Origin of the sequence: Streptomyces sp. NPDC018610 (assembly GCF_044391765.1) — a bacterium.
GTDB lineage: Bacteria > Actinomycetota > Actinomycetes > Streptomycetales > Streptomycetaceae > Streptomyces.
Window position 1 is genome coordinate 462569 of record NZ_JBISAL010000001.1, and the last position, 25947, is coordinate 488515.

Annotated in this window: 25 protein-coding genes; 22 read left to right on the forward strand and 3 right to left on the reverse strand. The window is 71.5% G+C overall.

The features are described 5' to 3' along the window. Nucleotides 1–46 precede the first annotated feature (46 nt). The 14 genes from ACH5A8_RS02060 to ACH5A8_RS02125 all read left to right on the forward strand — a co-directional run bounded on the left by ACH5A8_RS02060 (nucleotide 47) and on the right by ACH5A8_RS02125 (nucleotide 11311). On the forward strand, nucleotides 47–1093 hold the full coding sequence (locus tag ACH5A8_RS02060; protein ID WP_398998214.1) for a conjugal transfer protein: 1047 nt from the start codon (nucleotides 47–49) through the stop codon (nucleotides 1091–1093). After that, nucleotides 1090–1704, forward strand: coding sequence for a GGDEF domain-containing protein (locus ACH5A8_RS02065; protein ID WP_398996949.1), 615 nt, complete (start codon nucleotides 1090–1092; stop codon nucleotides 1702–1704). Before ACH5A8_RS02060 ends, ACH5A8_RS02065 begins: the two co-directional genes overlap by 4 nt. Next, complete coding sequence (locus ACH5A8_RS02070; protein WP_398996950.1) at nucleotides 1701–2048, forward strand: RRQRL motif-containing zinc-binding protein; 348 nt, start codon at nucleotides 1701–1703, stop codon at nucleotides 2046–2048. Before ACH5A8_RS02065 ends, ACH5A8_RS02070 begins: the two co-directional genes overlap by 4 nt. Then, nucleotides 2032–2409 carry a DUF6251 family protein gene (locus ACH5A8_RS02075; RefSeq protein WP_398996952.1) on the forward strand — a complete coding sequence of 126 codons (378 nt, stop codon included), beginning with the start codon at nucleotides 2032–2034 and terminating at the stop codon, nucleotides 2407–2409. Before ACH5A8_RS02070 ends, ACH5A8_RS02075 begins: the two co-directional genes overlap by 17 nt. A gap of 78 nt (nucleotides 2410–2487) precedes the next feature. Then, nucleotides 2488–2685, forward strand: coding sequence for a DUF6257 family protein (locus ACH5A8_RS02080; protein WP_398996954.1), 198 nt, complete (start codon nucleotides 2488–2490; stop codon nucleotides 2683–2685). Between the two features lie 89 nt (nucleotides 2686–2774). After that, nucleotides 2775–4874 (forward strand): cell division protein FtsK, encoded by a 2100-nt coding sequence (locus tag ACH5A8_RS02085; RefSeq protein ID WP_398996956.1) that lies wholly within the window; start codon nucleotides 2775–2777, stop codon nucleotides 4872–4874. Between the two features lie 150 nt (nucleotides 4875–5024). Further along, entirely contained in the window at nucleotides 5025–5294 is a 270-nt protein-coding gene (locus ACH5A8_RS02090; protein WP_398996958.1) for a hypothetical protein, read from the forward strand. After that, nucleotides 5285–5473 (forward strand): hypothetical protein, encoded by a 189-nt coding sequence (locus ACH5A8_RS02095; RefSeq protein ID WP_398996960.1) that lies wholly within the window; start codon nucleotides 5285–5287, stop codon nucleotides 5471–5473. The genes ACH5A8_RS02090 and ACH5A8_RS02095 overlap by 10 nt, the downstream gene beginning before the upstream one ends. Nucleotides 5474–5560: 87 nt before the next feature. Then, complete coding sequence (locus tag ACH5A8_RS02100) at nucleotides 5561–6298, forward strand: DNA methylase (RefSeq protein ID WP_398996962.1); 738 nt, start codon at nucleotides 5561–5563, stop codon at nucleotides 6296–6298. After that, entirely contained in the window at nucleotides 6295–6945 is a 651-nt protein-coding gene (locus ACH5A8_RS02105; protein WP_398996964.1) for a DNA cytosine methyltransferase, read from the forward strand. The genes ACH5A8_RS02100 and ACH5A8_RS02105 overlap by 4 nt, the downstream gene beginning before the upstream one ends. After that, nucleotides 6942–7784, forward strand: coding sequence for a bifunctional DNA primase/polymerase (locus ACH5A8_RS02110; protein ID WP_398996966.1), 843 nt, complete (start codon nucleotides 6942–6944; stop codon nucleotides 7782–7784). Before ACH5A8_RS02105 ends, ACH5A8_RS02110 begins: the two co-directional genes overlap by 4 nt. Before the next feature lie 2 nt (nucleotides 7785–7786). Next, nucleotides 7787–9262 (forward strand): ATP-binding protein, encoded by a 1476-nt coding sequence (locus tag ACH5A8_RS02115; protein WP_398998216.1) that lies wholly within the window; start codon nucleotides 7787–7789, stop codon nucleotides 9260–9262. A 454-nt stretch (nucleotides 9263–9716) separates the two neighbouring features. Continuing rightward, nucleotides 9717–9962, forward strand: coding sequence for a helix-turn-helix transcriptional regulator (locus ACH5A8_RS02120; RefSeq protein WP_398996967.1), 246 nt, complete (start codon nucleotides 9717–9719; stop codon nucleotides 9960–9962). Between the two features lie 80 nt (nucleotides 9963–10042). Continuing rightward, a complete protein-coding gene (locus ACH5A8_RS02125) occupies nucleotides 10043–11311 on the forward strand; it encodes a tyrosine-type recombinase/integrase (protein WP_398996969.1) in 1269 nt (422 codons plus the stop codon). Between the two features lie 75 nt (nucleotides 11312–11386). Here the strand turns inward: ACH5A8_RS02125 and ACH5A8_RS02130 are convergent, their stop codons facing one another. Further along, nucleotides 11387–12748: a glutamine synthetase family protein gene (locus ACH5A8_RS02130; RefSeq protein WP_398996971.1), complete on the reverse strand. Its 1362-nt coding sequence runs from the start codon at nucleotides 12746–12748 to the stop codon at nucleotides 11387–11389. Nucleotides 12749–13050: 302 nt separating this feature from the next. On the opposite strand from ACH5A8_RS02130, the gene ACH5A8_RS02135 reads away from it, so the two are divergent. Further along, entirely contained in the window at nucleotides 13051–14250 is a 1200-nt protein-coding gene (locus tag ACH5A8_RS02135) for a globin domain-containing protein (RefSeq protein WP_398996973.1), read from the forward strand. A gap of 293 nt (nucleotides 14251–14543) precedes the next feature. Here the strand turns inward: ACH5A8_RS02135 and ACH5A8_RS02140 are convergent, their stop codons facing one another. Then, on the reverse strand, nucleotides 14544–14993 hold the full coding sequence (locus ACH5A8_RS02140; RefSeq protein ID WP_398998218.1) for an Rrf2 family transcriptional regulator: 450 nt from the start codon (nucleotides 14991–14993) through the stop codon (nucleotides 14544–14546). Nucleotides 14994–15379: 386 nt separating this feature from the next. Here ACH5A8_RS02140 and ACH5A8_RS02145 point away from each other — a divergent pair, with 386 nt between their 5' ends. From ACH5A8_RS02145 to ACH5A8_RS02160, 4 genes are all read left to right on the forward strand, one after another. Further along, entirely contained in the window at nucleotides 15380–16174 is a 795-nt protein-coding gene (locus ACH5A8_RS02145; RefSeq protein WP_398996975.1) for a DUF3105 domain-containing protein, read from the forward strand. Continuing rightward, the gene (locus tag ACH5A8_RS02150; RefSeq protein WP_398996977.1) at nucleotides 16171–16839 is read left to right on the forward strand and encodes a DUF305 domain-containing protein; all 669 of its coding nucleotides are present in this window, start codon (nucleotides 16171–16173) and stop codon (nucleotides 16837–16839) included. The genes ACH5A8_RS02145 and ACH5A8_RS02150 overlap by 4 nt, the downstream gene beginning before the upstream one ends. 253 nt (nucleotides 16840–17092) lie before the next feature. Then, nucleotides 17093–19033 carry a protease pro-enzyme activation domain-containing protein gene (locus tag ACH5A8_RS02155; protein WP_398996979.1) on the forward strand — a complete coding sequence of 647 codons (1941 nt, stop codon included), beginning with the start codon at nucleotides 17093–17095 and terminating at the stop codon, nucleotides 19031–19033. Between the two features lie 190 nt (nucleotides 19034–19223). Then, complete coding sequence (locus ACH5A8_RS02160; RefSeq protein WP_398996981.1) at nucleotides 19224–20978, forward strand: NAD+ synthase; 1755 nt, start codon at nucleotides 19224–19226, stop codon at nucleotides 20976–20978. A gap of 122 nt (nucleotides 20979–21100) precedes the next feature. Here ACH5A8_RS02160 and panB read toward each other — a convergent pair whose 3' ends face one another. Then, the gene (panB, locus tag ACH5A8_RS02165) at nucleotides 21101–21967 is read right to left on the reverse strand and encodes a 3-methyl-2-oxobutanoate hydroxymethyltransferase (RefSeq protein ID WP_398996983.1); all 867 of its coding nucleotides are present in this window, start codon (nucleotides 21965–21967) and stop codon (nucleotides 21101–21103) included. Between the two features lie 305 nt (nucleotides 21968–22272). On the opposite strand from panB, the gene ACH5A8_RS02170 reads away from it, so the two are divergent. The 3 genes from ACH5A8_RS02170 (at nucleotide 22273) to ACH5A8_RS02180 (ending at nucleotide 25922) form a co-directional block, all read left to right on the forward strand. Then, a complete protein-coding gene (locus ACH5A8_RS02170) occupies nucleotides 22273–23871 on the forward strand; it encodes an MFS transporter (RefSeq protein ID WP_398996985.1) in 1599 nt (532 codons plus the stop codon). Between the two features lie 184 nt (nucleotides 23872–24055). Continuing rightward, a complete protein-coding gene (locus tag ACH5A8_RS02175; RefSeq protein ID WP_398996987.1) occupies nucleotides 24056–24688 on the forward strand; it encodes a TetR/AcrR family transcriptional regulator in 633 nt (210 codons plus the stop codon). A gap of 175 nt (nucleotides 24689–24863) precedes the next feature. After that, complete coding sequence (locus ACH5A8_RS02180) at nucleotides 24864–25922, forward strand: endonuclease/exonuclease/phosphatase family protein (RefSeq protein ID WP_398996989.1); 1059 nt, start codon at nucleotides 24864–24866, stop codon at nucleotides 25920–25922. The last annotated feature ends 25 nt before the right edge of the window (nucleotides 25923–25947 follow it).

The following is a 25947-nucleotide window of genomic DNA, read 5'->3' on the forward strand; positions in this document are numbered from 1 at the left end:
GCTGAGCACGCCGCAACGGGTGGTGCTGGGGGCCGCGTTCGTCATCATGGCGGCCGTCGGCGGGATCGGCGGATACGGCACCTTCAGCAACATCGGCCACGCCTACGGCACCGGGACCGCGCTGGGTGCGGTCGCCGCTGGCGAGGGCGCGACCGCCGTCCTCGGTCTGGTCCTGCTGGGCCTGACTATGCTGGGCCAGTCCTCGCCCCGGATCGTCCGTCTCGGGCTGTGGGCGCTGCCCGCCGCCGCCTCCGTGATGGCCGCGATGGCCGGCCCCGACGCGGGACGGACCGTCATCTACGCGGTGACCCCGATGGGCATGTGCGTCTCGGCCGAGGGCATGGCCTTCCTGGCCCGTCGGATCGTCGTCCACACCGACGGCCGTGACGCCGAGGCCGAGGCCCGCGCGGCATCCGTCGTGCGGCAGTTGGCCTATCACCGGGCCGTCGCCGCCAACCACCCCAGCGGCCTGGTCAGGAAGTGGTCCGAGCGCACGTCGTGGCGGCTCGCCCGGAAGGTCGGGATCGGGGACACGCAGCTTGGATCGAGGCTGCTGGACGTGCAGCGCGAGCGCGTCACCAGCGGCGCAGACGCGGCCCTGTCCGCCATGTTCCCCGCCGCCCCTCTGCCCGCGAATGCGGAGGAATCCACCAAGACCGTGAGTTATCGGTCTACGGCTGAGCTGCCGGTATCGACCCCGGCGGCGTCGGTGGTGTTGACCCGGCTGACGGTGCCCGATCCGGCACCGGTCACGCTGGGAAAGTCGACCCTCCCCAGCAAGCCGATCCCCGCCCTCACACCCCCGACCGAGCCGACTCCGATCGCGCCCGGCAAGCCCCGATCGGTGGCCGCGGAATCGACCCGACCCCACCGGGCGACCTATCGCGTCCCCGACGCCGCGAAGTCGCCCCGGCCCAAGCGAACCCCGGAGCAGTTGCTCGCTGAGGCGCGCACTGCCACGGCCGATTGGCCGGACGCGAAGGTGACCGCCGAGGGCATCCGCCGGACGCTGCGGACCTCGCCAGCGAACGCGCGGATGCTGCGGGACACGATCCTCGCCGAACGCGCCGCCGGGGCGGGGGTGAGCGCATGAGCCCCCTGCCGCTCGTGGTCGTGTCCGTGGTACTGGCCGTGGCGTGGACGGCCCACACCGTGTGGATGGTGCAGCGTCTGCGCACCGCCCGCCGTGACCCGTTGACGGGGTTATGGACTCGGGACGCCTTCACTCGCCGCGCCCGTCGCCTGCTGCGCGACCGGCGGGCGGTCGTCGTGTTGGCCGATGTGGACCGCTTCAAGCAGGTCAACGACACCCACGGCCACGCCGCCGGTGACGCCGTCCTCGCCGCGACGGCCGCGCGTCTGGCCCATGCGGTCGGCCGTGGCGGGGTGGCGGGCCGGTTGGGCGGGGACGAGTTCGCCGCCGTGTTCATCGACCGCGACCACACCGCCGGCCAGCGACTCGAAACCCTCGCCCGCGTCCTGGCCCGCCCCGCCGACACCACACCCGAGGTGCACACCTCGGTGTCGCTGGGCTGGGTCCGCCGCGCCGACCACCTCAGCGAGGACCTGTCCGAGCTGCTGCGACGCGCGGACGAAGCCATGTACGCGGCGAAGCGCTCGTCCTCCCGCATCCGCCGCGCCCGCCTGGGCCGGGTGCTCGCCTCCGTCGCCGGACGGCGGCCCGGCCGCCGGGGCGCCGCATGAGCACCCTGCCCGTCTACCGCTGGCGGCTCGCCCCGGACGGCTACGCCACCCGCCGCCAGCTGCGCGCCCGCGGCCTGCGCCCGGGTGGTCAGGAGGTGGCGGCGCAGCTCGAACGGCCGCGCCGCCGCCGGCCGCCGCTGGTCGCCCACCCGTACCGCGTCGACCTGGCCAAGCCCGTGCGGCCGATGACCGCGGCGAAGTGGGCGGCTCTGGCCCGCGCCAACGCCGCCCGCCGCACCTGCCCCGAATGCCGGCGCGATGCCGGATACGTGATCCCTGCCTCGCTCTGCATGTGTGTGCCGTGCGCCTTTCCCGAAGGGTCCTGCAATGGAATCGCTGCCTGATGTGCCCCGGGTCGTGCAGCTCCCGGACGGCACCTACGCCTACACCGACCGCCTCCCCACCGCGCCGCAGCACTACAGCGGCCCGCAGATCGTCCACCAGCACGTTCACCAGGCCCCGCCGGACCGCACCGTGCAGCGGATCGCGCTCGGCTCCGGCGTCGGCGCCGGGGCAGTCGCGGCCGGTGTGTACTTCGGCCCGCTGCTGGTCGGCGTGCTGACCGCCATGGCCGCCGACCTCGCCCTGCTCGCCTTCCTCGCCGCCGTGTGCGCGTGGGGTGTCGTGACCGTGGTCCGGTCGGTGGGCGGTCAGGACGGCAAGCGCGCCGCCGCCACCGTCCGCCGCGCCCGCCGCCGGCGCTGACGGCTGCCCGCGATCCCCCGGCCCTGCGCCGGGGGGTCGTGGGGAGCCGGACAGTCCGGCCCGGAACGGAGACCAGTCGTGAGCAGGAACGAGATCCGTCTGACCGCCGGTGAGAAGGCCCGGATCGCCTTGTTGGTCGCCCGGATGGCCAAGCGCGGTTTGGCCGACACCCGCCAGGGCGGCGGCCGGATCGACCAGCGGGACCTTCAGCGCAAGGTCGAGCGGATCGAGGAGCAGGCCCGCAAGCGCGCCGAGCGCGAGCAGAGCGGCAAGTAGCAACGCCCCGGGGGCGGTCGTCCCGGCCAAGGAACCAGACCGCCCCCGGGTCCCCCACCACCCATGTGAAGTGACAGGGAGCTATGAGCATGACGGAAACCCCGACCGGTCCGCACCTGCGGCCCGTCCCCGACCCGGCGTCCGGCCCCGGCCCGAGTCCGGACGAGGATGCGCCGGCGGCCCCGATGCCGGTGGACAATCCGGCGCTGCCGGACCCGAAGGTGAGCATCACCAAGCGCAAGCCGCTCCTGGCCGGATGGCTGACCAACCGGCGTGACTTCCTCGCCACCGCCCGCCACACCGGCGCGAACGTCGGATACGCCGCCCTCTACCACGGCGTCCGCATCCCCCTGTACGCCGGACGCCTCGCCCTGATGTCGCCGCGCGGGGCGTGCCGGTTCGTCGCCTCTACGAACCGGTGGGTGTGGGACCGCGAGGCCGCACCCTTGCGGGAGTTCGCGGTGCGCACGGAGGACGTGGAGGAGTACATGCGCCTGGCCCGGCTGCGCTCCGGCCGCATCCGCCTGCGCGGACTGGTCACGCTGGTCGCGGCCGTGTTCGGGCTCGGGTTCGCGCTGTGGCTGTACGTCCTGGCCCCCGTCTACCTGTGCGCGTTCGCCGCCGGCGGGGTGCTGCTGCTCGGCCTGGCCGGACAGCAACCCGACGCCCCCGTCGTCGGCCCGGCGGTGCTGAAGACCGAGATCCAGAAGCTCACCGGCTCCATCGTGCTGCGCGGACTCGACAGCATCGGGAACGCGAAGATCACCGCCGCGATCAAGAAGGGCGGGGACATGAACGGGCTGCGGTTCGTCTCGGAGATCGTCCGCGACGGCCCCGGCTACCGCGCCGACCTGGACCTTCCCTACGGCGTCACGCCGGAAGACATCATGGAGGCCCGCAAGCCGCTGGCGTCCGGGCTGCGGCGCAAGACCGGTTGTGTGTGGCCCTCCCCCGACCCTGAGCAGCATGAGGGCCGGTTGGTGCTGTGGGTGGGCGACAAGCCGATGAACGAGACCACCAAGCCCGCTTGGCCGCTGGCCAAGTCCGGGACGGTGGATCTGTTCCGGCCGGTGGTGTTCGGCAACGATCAGCGCATGCGGGACGTGGCCGTGACGCTGATGTTCGCCTCCGTCGTCGTCGGCTCCATCCCCCGCATGGGCAAGACCTTCCTGATGCGGCTGTTCCTGCTCATCGCCGCACTCGACCCTCGCGCCGAGGTCCACGCGTTCGACTTCAAGGGCACCGGCGACTTCGGCGCGCTGGAACCGGTCTGCCACCGCTACCGCGCCGGCGAGGAAGACGAGGACATCGACTACGTCGTCCAGTCGCTGCGGGAGTTGAAGGAAGAACTGCGCCGCCGTGCCAAGGTCATCAAGTCGCTGCCCCGCTCGCGCTGCCCGGAGTCCAAGGTCACCCCCGAACTCGCCGCGGACAAGAGCTTGGGGCTGCATCCGATCGTGGTCGGGTTCGATGAGTGCCAGGTGCCCTTCGAGCACGAGGAGCACGGCAAGGAGATCGAAGCCATCTGCACCGACCTGGTCAAACGCGGCCCCGCCCTGGGGATCGTGGCCATGTTCGGCACCCAACGCCCGGACGCGAAGTCCCTCCCGACAGGCATCAGCGCCAACGCCGTCCTGCGGTTCTGCCTCAAGGTCATGGGGCAGCCCGCCAACGACATGGTGCTCGGCACGTCCATGTACAAGTCCGGCTACCGGGCCACCATGTTCTCCCGCTCCGACCGGGGCATCTGCTGGATGGCCGGCGAGGGCGACGACCCCCGCATCGTCGCCTCCGCGTTCGTGGACGCCGTCGCCGCCGAACGCATCGTCGCCCGCGCCCGCAAGGCCCGCGAGGACTACGGCAACGTCACCGGCCACGCCATCGGCAAGGGACCCGACAAGACCGGCACCGGCTCCGACATCCTCGCCGACGTCCTGGACGTGATCGCCGAGGACGAGAAGGCCGTGTGGTGCGAGCGGATCGCCGCCCGCCTCACGGCTGCTCACCCCGACACCTACGCCGGATGGCAGGGCGAAAACGTCACCGCCGCCCTCAAACCCTGGGGCATCAAGTCCGGGCAGGTGTGGGGCACCACGGATGAGGGCGAGGGAGCCAACCGGCGCGGCATCAAGCGCGCCGACATCACCGCAGCGATTACTCGCCGTAACGCGGATCGGGCCGCCGCCTGACCCGAGCGGCACTGCTAGACCTAGCAGCCTCGCCCGCTAGGTCTAGCAACCCCACTAGCACCCCACAGGGCCGCTGACCAGTGATCTAACGTCTAGCGGCCCACCTGCGCAAACCCCCGATTCCGGCCCTGAGAAGGGAAGTGAGCCCCCGTGGCTCTCGCTAGCCTCGCCGTCCTACTCACCCTCGCTGGTTACGCAGCGTTGTGCGCCATCCGGCCGTTCGCCCCCTGTCGCAAGTGCTCCGGTACGGGCGTCCGGCAGGCCCGCCGCACGGTCAAGCTCTGCCGCCGCTGCCGCGGGCAGCGCTACCGGCTCCGCATCGGCCGCCGCCTGCTCAACACCGGCCGCGACATCCACCACGCCGGCACCCGCCGCCCCCGCCGCTACGACACCGATGAGGACTACACCCCATGGCCGTGACCGTCTCGCTCGTCTTCCTCTTCGGCCTCGTCCTGTTCTTCCTGCTGCGCCACGGCAGCCTCACCCCCGGCGCAGCGTTCGCCGCCGTCATGTTCGGGTTCTTCCTCGCCTCCACCGGCGCGGCCGGACCCATCAACGACATGACCACCGCCGTCATCCACGCCCTCCCCAACCCGTAGGCAACACCAAGGGCGGCCCCCATCCCACCAAGAACCGGGGCCGCCCTCGTCATCCAGAACCGCCAAAGAGAACTGGAGACCTCCAGCATGACCCAACCCACCCCCATCCGGCGAGTGCCCGGCCACAGGCCGCGCCTGCTGGACCTGTTCTCCTGCGCCGGCGGCGCGGCCACGGGCTACGCCCGCGCCGGGTTCGTCGTGGACGGCTGCGACATCGCCCACCGGCCGAACTACCCCTTCCCCTACCACCACGGCGATGCCTTGGCCTACCTTGCCGAGCTGATCGCGTCCGGTGAGATCCGCCGGTACGCGTTCGTGCACGCCTCCCCGCCCTGCCAGCACGGATGCGCGCTGACCGTGGGCACGAACGCCTCGCAGGGCTGGGGCCGCACCCATGTCGACCTGGTCGGTGCGACCCGCGCCCTGCTCGACCGCACGGGTCTGCCCTACGTCATCGAGCAGCCCAACGGCCGCGCACAGATCCGCAAGGACCTCACCCTGTGCGGGGAAATGTTCGGTCTCGGGGTGATCCGACACCGCAACTTCGAGCTGGGCGGCTGGACCACCGTGCAACCGGCGCACGTCCCGCACCGGGGCCGCGTACGCGGCTACCGGCACGGCCGCTTCTACGACGGCCCGTACGTCGCTGCGTACGGCAACGGCGGCGGCAAACCGTCCATCCCCGAGCTACAGGCCGCGATGGGCATCGACTGGACCGACGTGCGCGAGGAACTGACCGAGGCCATCCCGCCCGCTTACACCGAGCACATCGGCCGCGCCGCCCTCGCCCACATCGCCCCGACGGTGCTGGGGGTGGCCGCGTGAGCGCGCGTGTGCTGCCGCTGCGGCGGCCGAACGGACTGCGGCTGCTGGACCTGTGCTGCGGCGCCGGCGGCCTGTCCATGGGCTACTACCTCGCCGGGTTCGACATCGTCGGCGTCGACAACCGCCCCCAGCCCAACTACCCCTTCACCTTCATCCAGGCCGACGGCCTCGACTACTGCGCGCAGTACGGGCACGCCTTCGACCTCATCCACGGTTCGTGGCCGTGCGAGCGCTACGCCACCGTCACCAGGTGGCGCGGCAACCCCGAAGACCACCCCGACCTGATCGGCCCCGGGCGGGAGGTGATGCAGGCGACGGGGCGGCCGTGGGTGATAGAGAACGTGCCCGAGACCGCCGCGGCTGGTCTGCTGCGGCCGGACTACCTGCTGTGCGGAACCCAGTTCGGCCTATCGGTCCGCCGCCACCGCGCCTTCGAGACCTCGTGGGGCGGGGGCGGGGACCTGGTCCCGCCGTGCTGGCACCGCCCCGGTCTGCTGGCCTTCGAGCACAAGAGCGAGCGCGCCTACGCCGACGCCATGGGCTGCACCTGGATGACCAACCGGGAAGCCCGCAAAGCCGTACCCCCCGCCTACACCCACTGGATCGCCACCCAGTTCCTCACCCTCGAAGGGAGGGCCGCCGCATGAGCGAGTCCCTGATGCGTACCGCGCTTGACCTGGCTGCGTTTCGGGTGCCGGTCCTGCCGTTGCGGGTGGGCAAGGTTCCGTTCGGCAACTGCCGCCGCTGCACCGGCAACGCGTGCGGCGGCCGGCCGAACATGAAAATGTCTGGGCCGTGCTCGTGCCCCGGTCCCTGCCACGGCTGGGCCGCCGCAACCGCCGACCCGGATGTCATCGCCTCGGTCGTGTGGCGGCGCGCGTGGATGCGCGCGAGCGCGGTCGCCTACCACCCGGGCGGGGCGGGGCTGACGGTCGTGGACCTGGACGACGCCGACGCCGTCAACTGGGCCCGCGAGAACCTGCCGGCCACGCAGACCGTGCCCACGACCCGCGGTGAGCACTGGCTCTACCTCGGTCACATGCAGTCCGCGAACGGCGTGCGGCCCGGCGTGGACATCAAGTCCACCATGGCCTACGCCCGCTGGCTTGGCCCCGGCACCGGCACTATGGCCGCCCTGCCGGACACCGTCCGCGCCCTGGCCGTGAAGGCATCCGTCCCGGTCCGTCCGGCGCCGCATGCCGTCGCTGTGCCCGCACGGTTCGGGGGCGGGGAGTGCCCGCACCGCACGCCCGTCTTCCTGGAACGCGGTATCGCCATGGCGGAGCAGCGCATCACCGAGGCTTCCAGCGCGGTCCACGCCACCGTCTACCGCACCTTCCTGGCGGTGCTGTCCACGCACGGCCGGTGCGGCTGCCTCACCGACACCCACATCGGGCGGCTGTTCGCCGCTGCGCAGGCCAAGGGCGAGACGGCACGGCACTGCACAGACGCCTGGACCAACGCCCGTACACGGTTGGGACTGTGACCGTGGCCGACGACGAGAAGAGCCCAGCACGCGAAGTCATCACCGGCTACGCGCAATCCCACTTCCGCTACTTCCGCACCGCCGACGGCACCGTGTATGCGCAGCGCAATGGCCACCCCGTGGCTCGCCCGATCCGCTCCCAGGGCACCACAGGAAGCCACCGACAGGAACTCATGGTCGGACTCTTCCGGGACGGGCTCGGCGTGTTCAACGGCACCGCACTGAAGGAGGCATTGGACTTGATCGAAGCGCTCGCATTGACGGAAGACGTACAGCCCGTGCACATCCGCGTCGCCCCCGGGTTCGACGGAGCAACGTGGCTGGACCTCGGACGGGCCGACGGTCAGTCGGTCCGTATCCACCCCACCGGCTGGGACATCGCCGTTCCCGACCCGCGTGAGGTGTGCTGGCGGCGTACCCAGCTCACCGGGGAACTGCCCCTGCCCGCCCGGGACACCGACGGCAAGGGCATCGACCTGCTGTTGCGGCTGTGCAACTTCGCCACGGCGGAGACCGAGTGCCTGGCCATCGCCTGGCTCATCGGGTGTCTGGGCCCGTCCGTGCCCGTCCCCGCCCCGTTCCTCACCGGTCCCCAGGGTGCGGGCAAGTCCACCGGTGGGCGGATGCTCGTGCGGGTCATTGAGGGCATGAGCGGCGACCTGCGCCGCGCCCCGAAGGATGAAGAGAACCTGATCGCGGCCGTGGCCGCCGGCTGGGTCACCGCCCTGGACAACCTCTCCCACATGACCCCGGACCTGTCCGACGCCATGTGCTGCATTGTCACCGGAGCCGAGAACGTAAAGCGCGCCCTGTTCACCGACGGCGACGTGTTCCGCGCCCGCTACCGCCGCCCTCTGCTCCTGACCGGCATCGACGTGGGAGTCATCCGCCCCGACCTCGCCGAACGGCTGCTGCCGTTGCGGCTGGAACGGCCCAGCGTGCGGCGCACCGAGGCGGAACTCTGGCAGGAATACGCCGAGGCCCTGCCCGTCGTCCTCGGGTCGCTGCTGGACCTGACGGTCAAGGTCCGCGCGGCCGAGGCGGAAACCCCGACCGATCTGCGGATGGCGGACTTCGCGCACCTGTGCGCGCAGCTCGACACCGCGACCGGCCTGGGCGCGCTGGCCGCCTACCGGGCCAGCCTGGACGACCTCAACGACGACGTGATCGAGGGCGATCTGCTGGCGCAGACCGTCCTCAAGCATGCCGCGGACCTGGAACCGGGCGCGGGGCAGCGGATGACGTCCACGGAGTGGCTGCACTGCCTCAGCCGCCTCTACGCCGGCGAGGACTTCCGCCCGCTACCCAAGGGCTGGCCCACCACCGGCAAAGTCCTCTCCGACCGCCTCAAGCGCCTTCAGCCAACCCTGGCGGCCCGCGGCGTCCTCATCGACTCCGGCCGCACCAAAGAGGGCCGCTACATCGAGATGACCCGCTCCCCGGCACCGCCGACACCCGAGCAGGCAGCCGCGTTCTGACCGGCGCTCCGCCGCCGTACAAGCAAGAAGAGCACCCGGGGCGACGCGTGCTCTTCTTGCTGTTCGGCGGCAGCGCCGCCCTGCAAGGAACGCGCGCGAAGCGCTCCTTCTTCACGCCCTGAGTGGCCACCACACCACTACAGACGCCCCTCTTTTTTCCTAAGTGGGAAACGCTGCGTCACCTGCGTCACCCGAGCCCGAAAAACAGCGGGTGACCTGCGCAAACGAGGGTGACGCAGACGGCCTCTGTCTGCGTCACCCTGCGTCACCTGCGTCACCTGCGTCACCGATGACGGAGAGCCTGCGTCACCGGTGACGCACACCCCGCTCTCTGCGTCACCCAAAACCCGCAGGTCAGAGACCTGAATGACGCAGATGACGCGGGTGACGCAGAAATCCGCACCTCGGACAGACGCAAGCTCCTCGGCCAAGACGACCCCTACGTGAGGACCCCGTGGCCCACCCCCCAGTCCCCCAAGAGACCGGACCCCAGGCCGTCCTGCGAGGCGGTCTTCCAGACCGGTACCTCACTCCCGACGACATCGCCGAGATGTTCGAAGTGCCGAAAGAAACCGTCTACCAGTGGCGCAAGAAGCGCATCGGTCCACCCGGTTTCCGCATCGGCAAGCATCTGCGCTACGACCCCGCCGACGTACACGCCTACGTCGCTCAGCGGAAGGGCGCGGAGATCGCTGCCTAAGCACATTTGAACACTCACCGCAGGGCCAGGGCCGCCGACAGGTTCTGGCCCTGCGGCATGTCAGAGAGGACTACTGCCGGATGGCAGGGCATATCCAAGACCGCTGGTACAAGACGGAGCCCGACGACAAAGGCAAGCCTCGTCGGGTGCGAACGGACCGCTATGGCGCAGGCATGCGATACCGCGCCCGGTACATCGGCCCGGACGGTACCGAAAAGAGCAAGTCCTTCCCCGACGGACAGAAGCGGCTGGCAGACCAGTGGTTGGCTCACATCGAGGCCGACATGTCGCGCGGTCAGTACCTCGACCCCACCGCCGGCCGGGTGACGTTCCGGCAGTACGCCGAGAAGTGGCTCACCACTCAGACCACCGACCTGACGACGCGCGAGTCCGTCGAGTCGGCGATCCGCGGCCACGCGATTCCCTACCTTGGACCGCGCCCCCTCGGTTCCTTCAAACCGGAACACATTCGGGACTGGCTCAGCGCGCTGGAGCGGGCCGTACCGGCGTCCTCGTACAGGCGCGTGATCTACAACAACGTGTCGACGGTCCTCAACGCGGCCGTCGATGACGGTCACCTTTCCAAGAATCCTTGCCACGCGCAATCCGTGCGCCCGCCTGCCGCAGGAAGGGGGCGCGTCGTGCCGTGGAGTGCTGAGCGCGTATTCGCGGTGCGGGCCGCACTGCCGGAGCGCTACCGCGCGACGGTGGATCTCGGGGGCGGGTGCGGACTACGGCAAGGCGAGATCTTCGGACTTCCTGAGGACGCGATCAACTTCGACTCGGGGTGGCTGCACATCGCCAACCAAGTGAAGGTGACGAAGGAAGGTCTGGTCTTCGCTCCGCCGAAGCGCAACAAGGTCAGGGATGTCCCGCTACCCGAACGCGTGGCTCACGTCCTCAAAGCGCACCTGGAGGCGTTTCCCCCGGTGGCCGTCTCCCTTCCCTGGCTTCGGCCGGATGGCCCGACTGTGACGAAACGGCTGCTGTTCACCCGTCTCGATGGTGCGGGCGCGGTACGGCGGACCGACTTCAATGACCGCACGTGGAAGCCCGCGCTCGTGGCTGCCGGGGTGATCCCTCAGCCGGAACCGGGCAAGCGGCACCAGGCCGCCCGCGAACACGGCATGCACGCGTTGAGGCACTTCTACGCCTCGGTGCTGCTGGACGCCGGCGAGAACATCAAGGCACTGAGTCACTACCTCGGGCACAACGATCCGGGCTTCACGCTCCGGGTCTACACGCATCTGATGCCGAGCAGCGACGCACGGGCGAGGAAGGCCGTGAACAGCCTGTACGAGGGCACCGACCCGGTGCCGGACGGCCCAGGGACGGCCCAGGGCCAGTGAGACGCGGTGGGGCGGACGGTCCGTGACCGTCCGCCCCGCTTGCCGAGTCAGCGACAGACCCGCCCTGACCTGCGCTTACAGCACCGGCAGATGCTTCCGCAGCTCGTACGCCGTGACCTCCGAGCGGTACTCCTCCCACTCCTGCTTCTTGTTGCGCAGGAAGAAGTCGAAGACGTGTTCGCCGAGGGTTTCGGCGACCAGGTCGCTGTTCTCCATGAGGGTCAGGGCCTCACCGAGGTTCTGCGGGAGGGGTTCGATGCCCATGGCCCGGCGTTCGGCGTTGGAGAGGGCCCAGACGTCGTCCTCGGCGCCCGGCGGGAGCTCGTAGCCCTCCTCGATGCCCTTCAGGCCGGCGGCCAGGAGGACGGCGTAGGTCAGGTACGGGTTCGCGCCGGAGTCGATCGAGCGGACCTCGACGCGGGCCGAGCCCGTCTTGCCGGGCTTGTACATGGGGACGCGGACCAGCGCGCTGCGGTTGTTGTGGCCCCAGCAGATGTAGGAAGGGGCCTCGCCGCCGGCGCCCGCCGTGCGCTCGGAGCCGCCCCAGATGCGCTTGTAGGAGTTCACCCACTGGTTGGTGACCGCGGAGATCTCCGCCGCGTGGCGCAGCAGGCCCGCGATGAAGGAGCGGCCCACCTTGGAGAGCTGGTACTCGGCGCCGGACTCGTAGAACGCGTTCCGGTCACCTTCGAAGAGTGAGAGGTGCGAGTGCATGCCGGAGCCGGGGAACTCCGAGAACGGCTTCGGCATGAAGGTCGCGTGGAGGCCCTGCTCCAGCGCCACCTGCTTCATGACCAGGCGGAACGTCATGATGTTGTCCGCCGTGGAGAGCGCGTCGGCGTAGCGCAGGTCGATCTCCTGCTGCCCGGGTGCGCCCTCGTGGTGGGAGAACTCCACCGAGATGCCCATCGACTCCAGCATGGTGATCGCCTGGCGGCGGAAGTCCATGCCGACGGCCTGCGGGGTGTGGTCGAAGTAGCCGGAGTTGTCGGCGGGGGTGGGACGGGTGCCGTCCAGCGGGCGGTTCTTCAGCAGGAAGAACTCGATCTCCGGGTGGGTGTAGAAGGTGAAGCCCAGGTCGGAGGTGCGGGCCAGGGCCCGCTTGAGCACGTAGCGCGGGTCGGCGAAGGACGGTGAGCCGTCCGGCATGAGGATGTCGCAGAACATCCGGGCCGTGCCGGGGGCCTCCGCCCGCCAGGGCAGGATCTGGAACGTCGACGGGTCCGGCTTGGCGATCATGTCGGACTCGTAGACCCGGGCGAAGCCCTCGATGGCGGAGCCGTCGAAGCCGATGCCCTCGTCGAAGGCCTGCTCCAGCTCGGCGGGGGCCACGGCCACGGACTTGAGGAAGCCCAGCACGTCCGTGAACCACAGGCGTACGAACCGGATGTCGCGCTCCTCCAACGTCCGGAGCACGAACTCCTGCTGCTTGTCCATCTTCCGCTTCCCCATCCTTGCTGGTCAGGCCGCCTGTGTCCGTATGTCGTCACGGGAGGCGGTCGGGCACGCGAGCATCACACCACACCAGGGTTTCACGCGCGTTGCGGACCGTGCCCCGGGCGGGGGGCCGTGCTGCTCTGCCGCCCATCTTGCCCCCTGCGCGCCGCCGCCGAAATGGCCGGAGCCGATCGCACGTGAGGTAGCCCACGCCCGCTTAATTTGCATCTCGGATGCAAGTTTTCATACCGTCGCGATCAGTCGAGCGATCGAGCAACCGATCGAGTCATCGAGGAGTCACGATGCTGTCCGAGCAGTCAGCGACCACCGTCCGCGCCACCCTTCCCGCCGTCGGCGCGGCCATCGGCCAGATCACCGAGCGCTTCTACGCCAGGCTGTTCGAGGCCCACCCCGAGCTGCTGCGCGACCTGTTCAACCGCGGCAACCAGGCCTCCGGCGCCCAGAAGCAGGCCCTCGCCGGCTCCATCGCCGCCTTCGCGACGCACCTGGTCGGCAACCCCGACCAGCGCCCCGACGTGATGCTGAACCGCATCGCACACAAGCACGCCTCGCTGGGCATCGTCCCGGAGCAGTACCCAATCGTGCACGAGCACCTGTTCGCCGCCATCGCCGAGATCCTCGGCGACGCGGTCACCGAAGAGGTCGCCGCCGCCTGGACCGAGGTCTACTGGCTGATGGCCAACGCCCTCATAGCCATCGAGAAGCGGCTCTACGAGCAGAGCGCGCAGACCGGCTGGCGCGAGTGGAAGGTCGTCGGGCGCACCGAGGAGACCGGCGACGTGGCCACGTTCAGGCTGCGCCCCGTCGACGACGCCCCGGTGCCCGGCTACCGCGCAGGACAGTACGTCTCGGTCGGCGTCACCCTCGCGGACGGCGCCCGCCAGATCCGCCAGTACAGCCTGACCGCGGCCCCCGGCTCGCCGGAGCGGCAGTTCGCCGTCAAGCGGGTGAGCGGCGACGCCGCCACCCCCGACGGCGAGGTCTCCAATCACCTGCACGCCCACGTGCGCGAGGGCGACGTCATCCAGCTGTCCGCCCCCTACGGCGACCTGGTCCTGGAGGACACCGACGCGCCGCTGCTGCTCGCCTCCGCGGGCATCGGCGTCACCCCGATGATCGCCATGCTGGAGCAGCTCGCCGACGCCGGCCACGGCGCCCCGGTGACCGTCGTGCACGCCGACCGCTCCCCCGCCACCCACGCGCTGCGCCCGGACCACGAGGCGTACGCCGCCAAGCTGGCCGACGCGCGGACCGTCTTCTTCTACGAGCAGGACGCCGAGGGCGCGGGCCGGCCCGGCCGCGTCGACCTGGCCGAGGTCGCCGTCCCCGCCGGGACGCGGGCCTACCTGTGCGGTCCGCTGCCCTTCATGCGCGCGGTGCGCGAGCAGCTCATCGCCAAGGGCGTGGCCCCGGCCGACATCCACTACGAGGTCTTCGGCCCGGACCTGTGGCTGGCCCAGCCCGCCGCCGCGGCGGCCTGACGGCCCTGCCCGGCCGACCGGCCCGTACCCCCCTGTACCGCCGGTTCGAGGTGGATCCCCCGCCACCTCGGGCCGGCCTTCGGCGTGTCCGCGCGTCGACGCGCAGGAGAGTCGACGCGTCTCCGGTCCGCGCGCACGAAGTCCACACGCACGAAGTCCACACGCACGGAGTCCGCGCGGATGAGGTCCGCGCGCATGGGTCGACGAGCCGCCGGTGACCGGCCCGGCGGTCACCGGCGGGCGGCCCGGCGGTCACCGGCGGGCGGTCCCCGGTGCGGGCGGACCGCCGCCGCTCAGGAAGCCGGGCGCATGCTCGGCAGGCCCAGCAGCAGGGGGCCCGTCGGCGCGGCGACCATGTCGGCGACCGTCAGGGGATCGAGGGCGGCGTAGAAAGCCTCCTGGGCCCGACGCAGGGCGCCGCGCAGCCGGCAGTCGGAGTTCAGCGGGCAGGGGACGGCGCCGCCGGTGCAGTCGGCGACGTCTCCCTCGCCCTCCAGGGCGCGCACGAGCGCGCCGACCGACGCGCCGCGCCCCGCCTCCGTGAGGGACAGTCCGCCGCCCCGGCCGCGGCGGGCCGCGAGCAGCCCGCGGTGCTGGAGTTCGGCGACGACCTTCGCGGCATGCGTGTACGGCACGCCCATGTCCGCCGCGACCTCCCGGGTCGTGGGGCTGGAGGACTCATCGGCGACGGCGAGCCTCATCAGGACGCGCAACGCCATGTCGGTGGAGCGCAGCAGCCGCATACGGCCAGCGTAGATAATGCGCATCGCCGGTTCAACTTTACGGCGCCGCACCGGCCGCCCCGCCACGACTCCCCCGCGTCTCCTCCCCAGGACGTCCACCGGCCCCCACGCCCGCGCGCCCCTCCCCAGGACGTCCACCGTTCCTCGCCGGCGCCTCCCTCCAGCGCCCCCACCACTCGGCCTGCCACTCGGCCTGGCCTCTCCCTCCCCCCTCCTCGTGCTCCGCGCACCCGCGCGCCCCCCCCACTTCGCCACGCCCCGCCCGCCCGCGCTCTCCCCCACGCCCCCTCCGCCCCACTACGATCAGCGGCACCCGATCTCCCGGGGCCGACGGCCCCCGCCCAGCCCCGTCCGTGTCCGTTCCCCCGCCTCGAAGGACTCCGCCCATGGCCTCCGCCCCTCAGCCCGGCACCCCCGGTACGACCGGCAGCGACCAGCGCGGGGAGCGCATGGAGGAGCCGCGGCGCGCCGAGCGGGCACGGCAGCGGCGCAACCGGGTCCTCGGCACCGTCGCGAGCGTGGCCGTCGTCGCGGGTCTGGTCGTGGGCGGTGTGCTGTTCGTCCACGCGCAGACCGCCCAGTCCGAGGACGGCGGGCCGGCGGGGACGGCGATCGGCGCCCGGAGCGGCATGGACGGCAAGAGCGGACAGGCCGGCAGGGGCGGCCGGGACGGGAAGGGCGGCCAGGACGGCAGGAGCGGCGGGACCGCGAAGGCCGGCGGCGCGGGTCACTTCACCACCGGCGCCGACGGTGTGCGCACCTGGCAGGGCGCCCTGAGCCGCAACCACACCACCGCTCCCGTGACGTACCCGATGGAGCCCCCGGTCGGCGGCGACCACGACCCGGTCTGGCAGAACTGCGACGGCGACGTCTACACCGAGCCGGTCCGCGACGAGCACGCCGTGCACGCCCTGGAGCACGGCGCGGTCTGGGTGACGTACAACGGCAGGGCGTCCGAGGCGGACGTGGCCGCGCTGGCGGCGAAGGTGCGCCGGACGCCGTACACGCTGATGAGTCCCGTCGCGGACCAGAAGGACCCGATCATGCTGTCCGCGTGGGCGCACCAGCGCTCCGTGCGGAGCGCGAAGGACCCGGACGTCGACAAGTTCCTCGCCGAGTTCGTGCAGGGCTCCCAGACGCCGGAGCCGGGGGCCGCCTGCACGGGCGGCGTGGACCGGTGAGGCCGGCCGGGCTGGTCGCGGGGGCCGCCGTGACCGCGCTGGTGGCGGCCGGGGCCATCACCTACGCGGTCGCCGAGGACGGCGGCGCGCACACCACCGGGAAGGCCGCGGCGGTTCCCTCCGCGACCGCCACCGCCGTCCCCGTACCCGCCGCCGACTCCGCGGACGCGGGCTTCGCCCGGGACATGGCGGTCCACCACCAGCAGGCGGTGGAGATGTCGTACATCGTGCGCGACCGCACCCGCGACACCGAGGTGCGCCGCCTCGCCTACGACATCGCGCAGACGCAGGCCAACCAGCGCGGCATGCTGCTGGGCTGGCTGGACCTGTGGGGGCTGCCGAAGGTGTCGGCGGATCCGCCGATGACCTGGATGGGCATGGGCGACGCGGCCGTCGGCGAGGACGGCGCGCTGATGCCCGGCATGGCGACCGACGCGCAGCTCGAGGAGCTCGGCCGGCTCAACGGCAGGCAGGCGGAGATCTCCTACCTCCGGCTGATGACCGCCCATCACCGGGGCGGTCTGCACATGGCGCAGGGCTGTGCCGCCAAGTGCGCGGTGGGCGTGGAGAAGAGGCTCGCGCGGAGCATGGTCGACGGGCAGCGGTCGGAGCTCCGGCTCATGGCCGACATGCTCAAGGAGCGCGGCGCGGCGCCCGATTCGTGAGACGGCCCCACCGGAATCCGGGGAACGAAGCCCCCAATTCCCCCCGTATTCGCCGCGCCTGACGGTTCCTTGGCTTTCTCTTGGCTTACGCATGGCCCTGGCATGAACGGTTCATCGGGAAGAGTGACTCTCGATCGTGTGATCCATTCATGAGCCGTATCGCTCATGGGCCATACCGCCGCGGCCGCTTCGCGGATCACGCGTGGTCCAACCACTCATTGCGTTACATGCGATCCGCATCGCAGGGGGTTCTATGAGATCCAACCGCGCCACCGTGCGCGCCGGTGTGAGCCTGGCAGCGACACTGCCGATGGTCGCCGGCGCGCTGGTGCTCGGCATACCCGCGGCGCACGCCGCGGACCACTCGGGCCGAGGCGCGCTCGCGGGCACCAAGCCCGCGTGGGCCACGGCCAAGGCGGACAAGGGCGCCACCGCGAACAGCGCCCAGGTCAACGCCCGGGTGTACCTCGCCGGCCGTGACGCCGCCGGCCTCGCGGCGTACGCCAAGGCGGTCGCCGACCCGTCCTCGCCGTCGTACGGCCAGTACCTGACCGCCGAGCAGGCGCAGGCCCGCTACGGAGCGACCAAGGCCCAGGTGGCCGCCGTCAAGTCGTGGCTGAAGTCGACGGGCCTGAAGGTCACCTCCGTCACCCCGCACTACATCGCCGTGTCGGGTGACGTCGCCGCCGCCGAGAAGGCGTTCGGCACCCAGCTGCACAACTTCGCCAAGGGCGCCAAGACGTACCGCGCCCCGGCCGAGTCGGCCTCCGTGCCGACCGAGCTGAAGGGCGCCGTCCTGACCGTCACCGGTCTGGACAACGCCCCGCACAAGGCGAACCACAAGGAGCAGCTGCCGCCGCCGGACGCGGTGTTCAAGAACGCCGGGCCGTTCTCCTCGTACTACGGCTCCAAGACCGCGAGCACGCTGCCGTCGGCCTACGGCACGAAGGTCCCGTACGCCGTCAAGGGCTACACGGGCGAGCAGCTGCGCTCGGCCTACGGCGCCGGCAAGTACACCGGCAAGGGCGTCCGGGTCGCGATCACGGACGCGTACGCCTCGCCGACCATCGCCTACGACGCGGCCAACTACGCGAAGCAGAACGGCGACAAGGCCTGGAAGACCAGCCAGCTGCGCCAGGTCCTCCCGGCCGACTACACCAGGACCGAGGAGTGCGGCGCCGCCGGCTGGTACGGCGAGGAGACCCTCGACGTCGAGGCCGTGCACGCCGTGGCGCCCGACGCGAACGTCACCTACGTGGGCGCCGCGTCCTGCTACGACGACGATCTGCTCGACTCGCTGAGCAAGGTCGTCGACAACCACCTGGCCGACATCGTCTCCAACTCCTGGGGCGACATCGAGGCCAACCAGACGCCGGACCTGGCCGCCGCCTACGACCAGGTCTTCCAGTTCGGCGCGGTGGAGGGCATCGGCTTCTACTTCTCCTCCGGCGACAACGGCGACGAGGTCGCCAACACCGGTACCAAGCAGGTCGACACCCCGGCCAACTCGGCGTGGGTGACCGCGGTCGGCGGCACCTCGCTCGCCGTCGGCAAGGGCGACAAGTACCTGTGGGAGACCGGCTGGGGCACCGAGAAGGCCGCCCTGTCGGCCGACGGCAAGAGCTGGACGGACTTCCCGGGCGCGTACACCTCCGGCGCGGGCGGCGGCACCAGCAAGACCGTGCCGCAGCCGTACTACCAGCAGGGCGTCGTCCCGAAGGCGCTGGCCACGGCCAACAACGCCGCGGGCAACCGCGTCGTCCCGGACATCGCGGCGATCGCCGACCCGAACACCGGCTTCCTCGTCGGCCAGACGCAGTCCTTCCCGGACGGCACCCAGCGCTACAGCGAGTACCGCATCGGCGGCACCTCGCTGGCCGCGCCGGTCATCGCGGCCGTCCAGGCCCTGGCCCAGGAGGCCCGGGGCGGCAAGGCGATCGGTTTCGCCAACCCGTCGATCTACTCGAAGTACGGCTCGAAGCTGTACCACGACGTGGTGGACAAGCCGACCGGCAAGGACCTCGCGGTCGCCCGTGTCGACTTCGTCAACGGCATCGACGCCTCCGGCGGTCTGACCTACTCCCTGCGCAGCCTCGGCAAGGACAGCTCGCTCAAGGCCGTCAAGGGCTACGACGACGTCACCGGCGTGGGCTCGCCCGCGAAGGGCTACGTCGACTCCTACCGCCGCCACTGACGCACGGCCGGCCTCGCGTCGCCTGACGCACGGCCGACCGCGCTGAGCGGTCCGCGCGCCCGCCCCTCCTCCCGAGGGGCGGGCGTACGCGCGTTCGAGGGCGCGCACGAGGGCCCGGACGCGCCCACCGCCCGCCCCGCTCACCCTGCTCACCCCCCATCGCGTCGCTCTGACGATTACACTGGGGCGCGTGCCTCGACTACGTCTCGCCCTGAACCAGATCGACTCGCGCGTCGGCGACCTCGCCTCGAACGCCGAGGCGATCGTCCGCTGGACCCGGCACTCGGCCGAGCGGGGAGCGCGGCTGGTGGCGTTCCCCGAGATGGCGCTGACCGGGTATCCCGTGGAGGACCTGGCCCTGCGGTCGTCGTTCGTGACGGCGTCCCGCACCGCGCTGCGGGAGCTGGCCGCCCGCCTCGCCGACGAGGGCCTCGGCGAGCTGCCGGTCGTCGTCGGCTACCTGGACCGCTGCGAACGGGCCCAGCCGAAGTACGGCATGCCGGCCGGCGCCCCGCAGAACGCGGCGGCGGTGCTGCACCGCGGCGAGGTGGTGCTGACCTTCGCCAAGCACCACCTGCCGAACTACGGTGTCTTCGACGAGTTCCGCTACTTCGTGCCCGGCGACACCATGCCGGTGCTGCGGGTGCACGGCGTCGACGTCGCGCTCGCCGTCTGCGAGGACCTGTGGCAGGACGGCGGCCGGGTCCCGGCGGCGCGCACCGCCCGCGCGGGACTGCTGCTGTCGGTCAACGCCTCGCCCTACGAGCGCGAGAAGGACGACACCCGGCTCGAACTGGTCCGCAAGCGGGCCCAGGAGGCCGGCTGCACCACGGCCTATCTGGCCATGACCGGCGGGCAGGACGAACTGGTCTTCGACGGCGACTCGATCGTCGTCGGCGCGGACGGCGAGGTGATCGCCCGGGCCGCGCAGTTCGAGGAGACCTGCCTGGTGCTGGACCTGGAGCTGCCGGCCGCCGACGCCGACGCGCCGGACGGGGTGGTGGACGACGGGCTGCGCGTCGACCGGGTCGTCCTGTCCGAGGAACCGCCGCCGGCCCGCGAGCCGATGCCGGCCGCCGGATGCGGTGAGCGCCTGGACGACGACGAGGAGGTCTACACGGCGCTGGTGGTGGGCCTGCGGGCGTACGTGGCGAAGAACGGCTTCCGGTCGGTGCTGATCGGTCTGTCCGGCGGCATCGACTCCGCGCTGGTCGCGGCGATCGCCTGCGACGCGGTGGGCGCGGAGAACGTGTACGGCGTCTCCATGCCCTCGAAGTACTCCTCCGAGCACTCCAAGGACGACGCGACGGAGCTGGCGCGGCGCACCGGCCTGAACTTCCGCACCGTAGCGATCGCGCCGATGTTCGACGCGTACATGGACGCGCTGGGCCTGACCGGGCTCGCGGAGGAGAACCTCCAGTCCCGGCTGCGCGGCACCCTGCTGATGGCGCTGTCCAACCAGGAGGGCCACATCGTCCTCGCCCCCGGCAACAAGTCCGAGCTGGCGGTGGGGTATTCGACGCTGTACGGAGACTCGGTGGGGGCGTACGGCCCGATCAAGGACGTCTACAAGACGTCGGTGTTCCGGCTGGCGAGGTGGCGCAACCGGGCGGCGGCCGAGCGGGGCGAGACCCCGCCGATCCCGGAGAACTCCCTGTCCAAGCCGCCGAGCGCGGAGCTGCGGCCCGGCCAGGTGGACACCGACTCGCTCCCGGACTACCCGGTCCTGGACGGGATCCTGGAGCTGTACGTCGACCGCGACAAGGGCGCCGACGAGATCGTCGCGGCGGGCTACGACCCGGAACTGGTCGCCAGGACGCTGCGCATGGTCGACAGCGCCGAGTACAAGCGCCGCCAGTACCCGCCGGGCACGAAGATCTCCCCCAAGGGCTTCGGCAAGGACCGCCGCCTGCCGATCACGAACGGCTGGCGCGAGAGCGCGTAGCCGCCGGCGCGCGGAACAGCCCCGCCGACGGGGGAGGATCGGCGGGGCTGTTCCCGGTGGTGCCGTGGTGGTCCGGTGGGCGAGGCGGCGGCCCGGTGGTGCGGCGCCCCGGGGGTCCCGTCCTAGTGGACGGAGTGCTCCTCCAGCGGGAACGTGCCGCCGACGACGTCCTCGGCGAAGGCCTTGGCCGCGTCGCCCATGACCTCGCGCAGGTCGGCGTACTTCTTCACGAACTTGGGCACCCGCCCACCGGTCAGCCCCAGCATGTCGGTCCACACCAGGACCTGGGCGTCGGTCTCCGGGCCGGCGCCGATGCCGACGGTCGGGATCTGCAGCACCCGCGTCACCTCGGCGGCCAGCTCGGCCGGCACCAGTTCGAGGACGACCGCGAACGCGCCCGCGTCCTGTACCGCCTTGGCGTCCCGCAGCAGCTGCTGGGCGGCCTCCTCGCCGCGGCCCTGGACGCGGTAGCCCATGGCGTTGACGGACTGCGGGGTCAGGCCGATGTGCGCCATGACCGGGATGCCGGACTCCACCAGGAGCCGGATCTGCTCGTGCGAGCGCTCACCGCCCTCCAGCTTGACCGCGCCCACGCCCGCCTCCTTCACCAGCCGGGTGGCCGAGCGCAGCGCCTGCACCGGGCCCTCCTGGTAGGAACCGAAGGGGAGGTCGGCGACGATCAGGGAGCGCCGGGTGCCGCGGACGACCGCCGCGGACAGCATGGTCATCTCGTCGAGGGTGACGGGCACGGTCGTGTCGTACCCGAGGTGGCAGTTGCCGGCGGAGTCGCCGACCAGCATCACCGGGATGCCGGCCTCGTCGAAGACGGAGGCGGTCATCGCGTCGTAGGCGGTGAGCATGGGCCACTTCTCGCCGCGTTCCTTGGCGAGGGCGATGTCGCGGACGGTGATGCGGCGCGTGCCCTTGCCCCCGTACAGCGCCTTGCTGCCGTCGGAGGGCTTGGTCTGGGCAGCCGAAAGCTGCGTCATTGCAACGGCTCCTTCAGTCATCTCGAGGCGCCCTGACGGCGTCCCCGGACTCTCCCCCATGGTGGCACCTCCGACCGGGCGGGGCCAGAGGACCCCCGTGTGCGCAAGGTCTCGGGGGTGTGCCGTGCCGGTTCCCCCGGCACCGCGCCCGCCGCGTGTCCCGCGCCGGGCCGGTCCCCCGGGCCCGCCCCCGCCGGAACCGCCCGCCGCGGGACCCCTGTCGGCCACGCCCCTGCTCGTAAGATCTGAGTAAAATCATTCCGATACGAGACGGTCTCGTATCGGAATGGCCCTAGGCTCGCAGCATGACTACTCCTGCCGACCACGCCGGGGCCGGCCCCCGCATACCGGAGGCGGTGCACCGGCGCCGCTGGGCGATCCTCGGCGTCCTGATGCTGAGCCTGCTGATCGTGGTGCTCGACAACTCGATCCTGAACGTCGCCATCAAGACGATCTCCACCCCCGCCCCCACGGGGCTGGGCGCGACCCAGAGCGAGCTGGAGTGGGCGATCAACGCCTACACGCTCGCCTTCGCCGGTCTGCTGTTCACGGCCGGCCTGGTCGGCGACCGGGTGGGCCGCAAGAAGGTCCTGCTCGGCGGTCTGGTCGTGTTCGGCATCGGCTCCGCGCTCGCCGCCGAGTCCGGCTCGCCGGGCCAGCTGATCACCTACCGCGCCCTGATGGCCCTCGGCGCCGCGTTCGTCATGCCGGCCACGCTCGCCGTGCTGATGAACGTCTTCGAGCGCGAGGAGCAGCCCAAGGCCATCGGCATCTGGGCCGGCGGCGTGGGCCTGGCCATCGCCATCGGCCCGATCACCGGCGGCCTGCTGCTGGACCACTTCTGGTGGGGCTCGGTCTTCCTCATCAACGTGCCGATCGTGATCCTCGCGCTCGTGCTGATGGTGTGGCTGGTGCCCGACTCCCGCGACCCGCGCCCGGGCCGGCTCGACCCGGTCGGCGTCGTGCTGTCCGTGGTCGGCCTGGTCCTGCTGGTCTACGGCATCATCAAGGGCGGCGAACTCGCCGACTTCACCGACCCGACCGTGCTCGCGACCATCGGCGCCGGTGTCGTCGTCCTCGCCGGGTTCATCCTGTTCGAGAAGCGCAGCGACCACCCGTCGCTGGACGTGACCTACTTCAAGAACAAGGTCTTCTCGGCCGCCATGGCCGCCATCGCGCTGGTCTTCTTCGCGCTGATGGGCGTGACCTTCTTCTCGGTCTTCTACACCCAGAGCGTGCGCGGCTACTCCCCGCTGGAGTCCGGCTTGCTGATGATCCCGCTGGCCGCCGCACAGATGATCTTCGCGCCGCGCGCCCGGCTGGTCGTCGACCGGTTCGGCTACCGGGCGACCACCACGGCCGGTCTGGTCGTGCTGGCCGGCATGCTGGCCGCCTTCGCCTCCTTCGACGCGGACACGCCCATCTGGGTGCTGGAGGTCGTCTTCTTCCTCATGGGCACCGGCATGGCGCACATCATGACGCCGACCAGCGTCGTCATCATGCAGGCCCTGCCCCGCGAGAAGGCCGGCTCCGCGTCCGCGCTGAGCAACACCTTCCGCCAGGTCGGCGGCGCGCTCGGCATCGCCGTCCTCGGCTCGGTCCTCTCCACGGCCTACCGCGACAGCATCGAGGGCAAGCTCGGGATGCTCCCGGCCGGCCTGCGGGACACGGCCGGCGAGTCCATCGAGGCCACCCTCGGCGTCGCCGCGAGGCTCGGCCCGCGCGGCCAGGCCCTGGTGGACCCGGCCGACAACGCGTTCCTGCACGCCATGCACGTCACCGCGCTGTGCGGAACCGTGGTCGCGCTGATCGGCGCGGTCGTGACGGCGGTGTTCCTGCCCGGCAGGCCGCAGACGCCCGCGAAGGGCGAGGAGGAGCAGGAGCTGGTGACCGCGATGGAGTAGCGGGCGGGGGCGCGCGGGCACGGGGGTTCCCGGCGGCGCCCCGGGGCGCAGGAGGTCATGGGGGCTCGGGGGGAGGACCACGGGGGCGGAGCAGTCGATCGACGGGGGCGCCGGCCGGCGGTGGGGGGACCACCGCCGGCCCCCGGGTAGGAGAATCTCCCGGTACGACGAAAGGACGTCTCAAGTGAGCCTTGCCGAAAGCCCGGCCGCGGCCGCCGCGGAGACCCCCGCGCGGGGACGCCCGCGCAGCGAGGCGGTGGAACGCGCCATCGTCGAGGGCGTGATGAAGCTGCTGGAGGAGGGCGTGCCGTTGGCCGAGCTGTCCATCGAGCGCATCGCCCGCACCGCCGGCGTCGGCAAGGCCACCATCTACCGCCGCTGGAGCGGCAAGGAGGAGCTGTTCGCCGACGTCGTGCGCGCCGCCGAACCGCCGGACCCCGAGCTGCCCGGCACCTGCGTCCGCGACGACCTCGTGGTCCTCCTGGAGCAGTTCCGGCAGCGCGGGCTGGCCAGCCGTTCCTCGGCGATCCTGCACAACGTCTACGCCCAGATGAAGAGCAGCCCGAAGATCTGGTGCGCGTACCACGCCACCGTCGTCGAACCGCGGCGCAGGCTCCAGCTCGAGGTGCTGCGCCGGGGGCAGCTGAACGGCGAGCTGCGCTCGGACCTCGACGTCGAGGTGCTCAACGACATCTTCGTCGGCCCCATGCTGGTGCGCAGCGTCATGCGCCCCGAGGCCGACCTCCCCGAGGACCTGCCCGAGCAGATCGTCGACGCCGTGCTCGAAGGCCTACGGCCCGTCAGTTCCCCGTCCTAATGTGCGCGTTTCGTCACAGACCATGATCGGGACGGCGCAACCGGAACCCTTCGCGCCGACTTGTTCGTCCTCGTGGCCGTACGGCCGTCACCGGACGGCGGAACGGAGCCGATCATCCCCTAGGGTCGTAACCCACGGGGTGAACGGTGTGCACGGCAGGCAGTGAGGCGACGGTATGGCGCAGCAGGCGTACATGACGGAGACGGACGACGGCGGCTCGGGACCCGAGCGCCGGGGGGACCGGCTCCGGCGCCTGGTGAACCGCTTCCTGGACGGCTGGCGCGGTGACCGGCGCATCTGGCGCCGAGGCCTCGTGCTGGCCGCGGTCGCGGTGGCGCTGGCCCTGGTGACGCTGCTGCACTCGCGCATCCCCAACCGCATCGGCAACCTCGGCAGCCTCACCGAGACCTTCCTGCCGTGGCTGGGACTCGCGATCCCGGTCCTGCTGGTCCTGGCGCTGGTGCGCCGGTCGGCGACGGCGCTGGTCGCGGTGGTGCTGCCCACGGCCGTCTGGCTGAACCTGTTCGGCGGGCTGATGTTCGACAAGTCCGTCGGCGGCGGCGACCTGATGGTGGCCACGCACAACGTCAACGCCGACAACCCCGACCCGTCCGGCACCGCCCGCGAGGTGGCCGCGTCGGGCGCGGAGGTGCTCGCGCTGGAGGAGCTGAAGGCCTCGGCGGTGCCGGTGTACGAGAGCGCGCTGGCGCCGGCGTACCGGTACCACGCGGTGCAGGGCACGGTGGGGCTGTGGAGCAAGTACCCGATCAGCGCGGTGCGGCCGGTGAACATCCGGCTGGGCTGGACGCGGGCGATGCGTGCCACGGTGGCGACGCCCGAGGGGCCGGTCGCGGTGTACGTCGCCCACATGCCGTCGGTGCGCGTGAAGATGAACGCCGGGTTCACCGCCTCGCAGCGCGACCAGAGCGCGGACGCGCTGGGCGAGGCGATCGCCGACGAGCCGCTGCCGCGGGTGGTGCTGCTCGGTGATCTCAACGGCACGATGAACGACCGTTCGCTGAACGCGGTGACCTCGCAGATGCGCTCGACGCAGGGCGCGGTGGGCAACGGCTTCGGGTTCAGCTGGCCGGCGTCGTTCCCGATGGCGCGGATCGACCAGATCATGGTCAAGGGGGTCGAGCCGGAGAGTTCCTGGACGCTGCCGCGCACCGACAGCGACCATCTTCCGGTGGCGGCGCGTGTGAAGGTCACCACATCGGCAACCGGCTCGTAACCCGCTGGAATACCAGGCCTGAGAG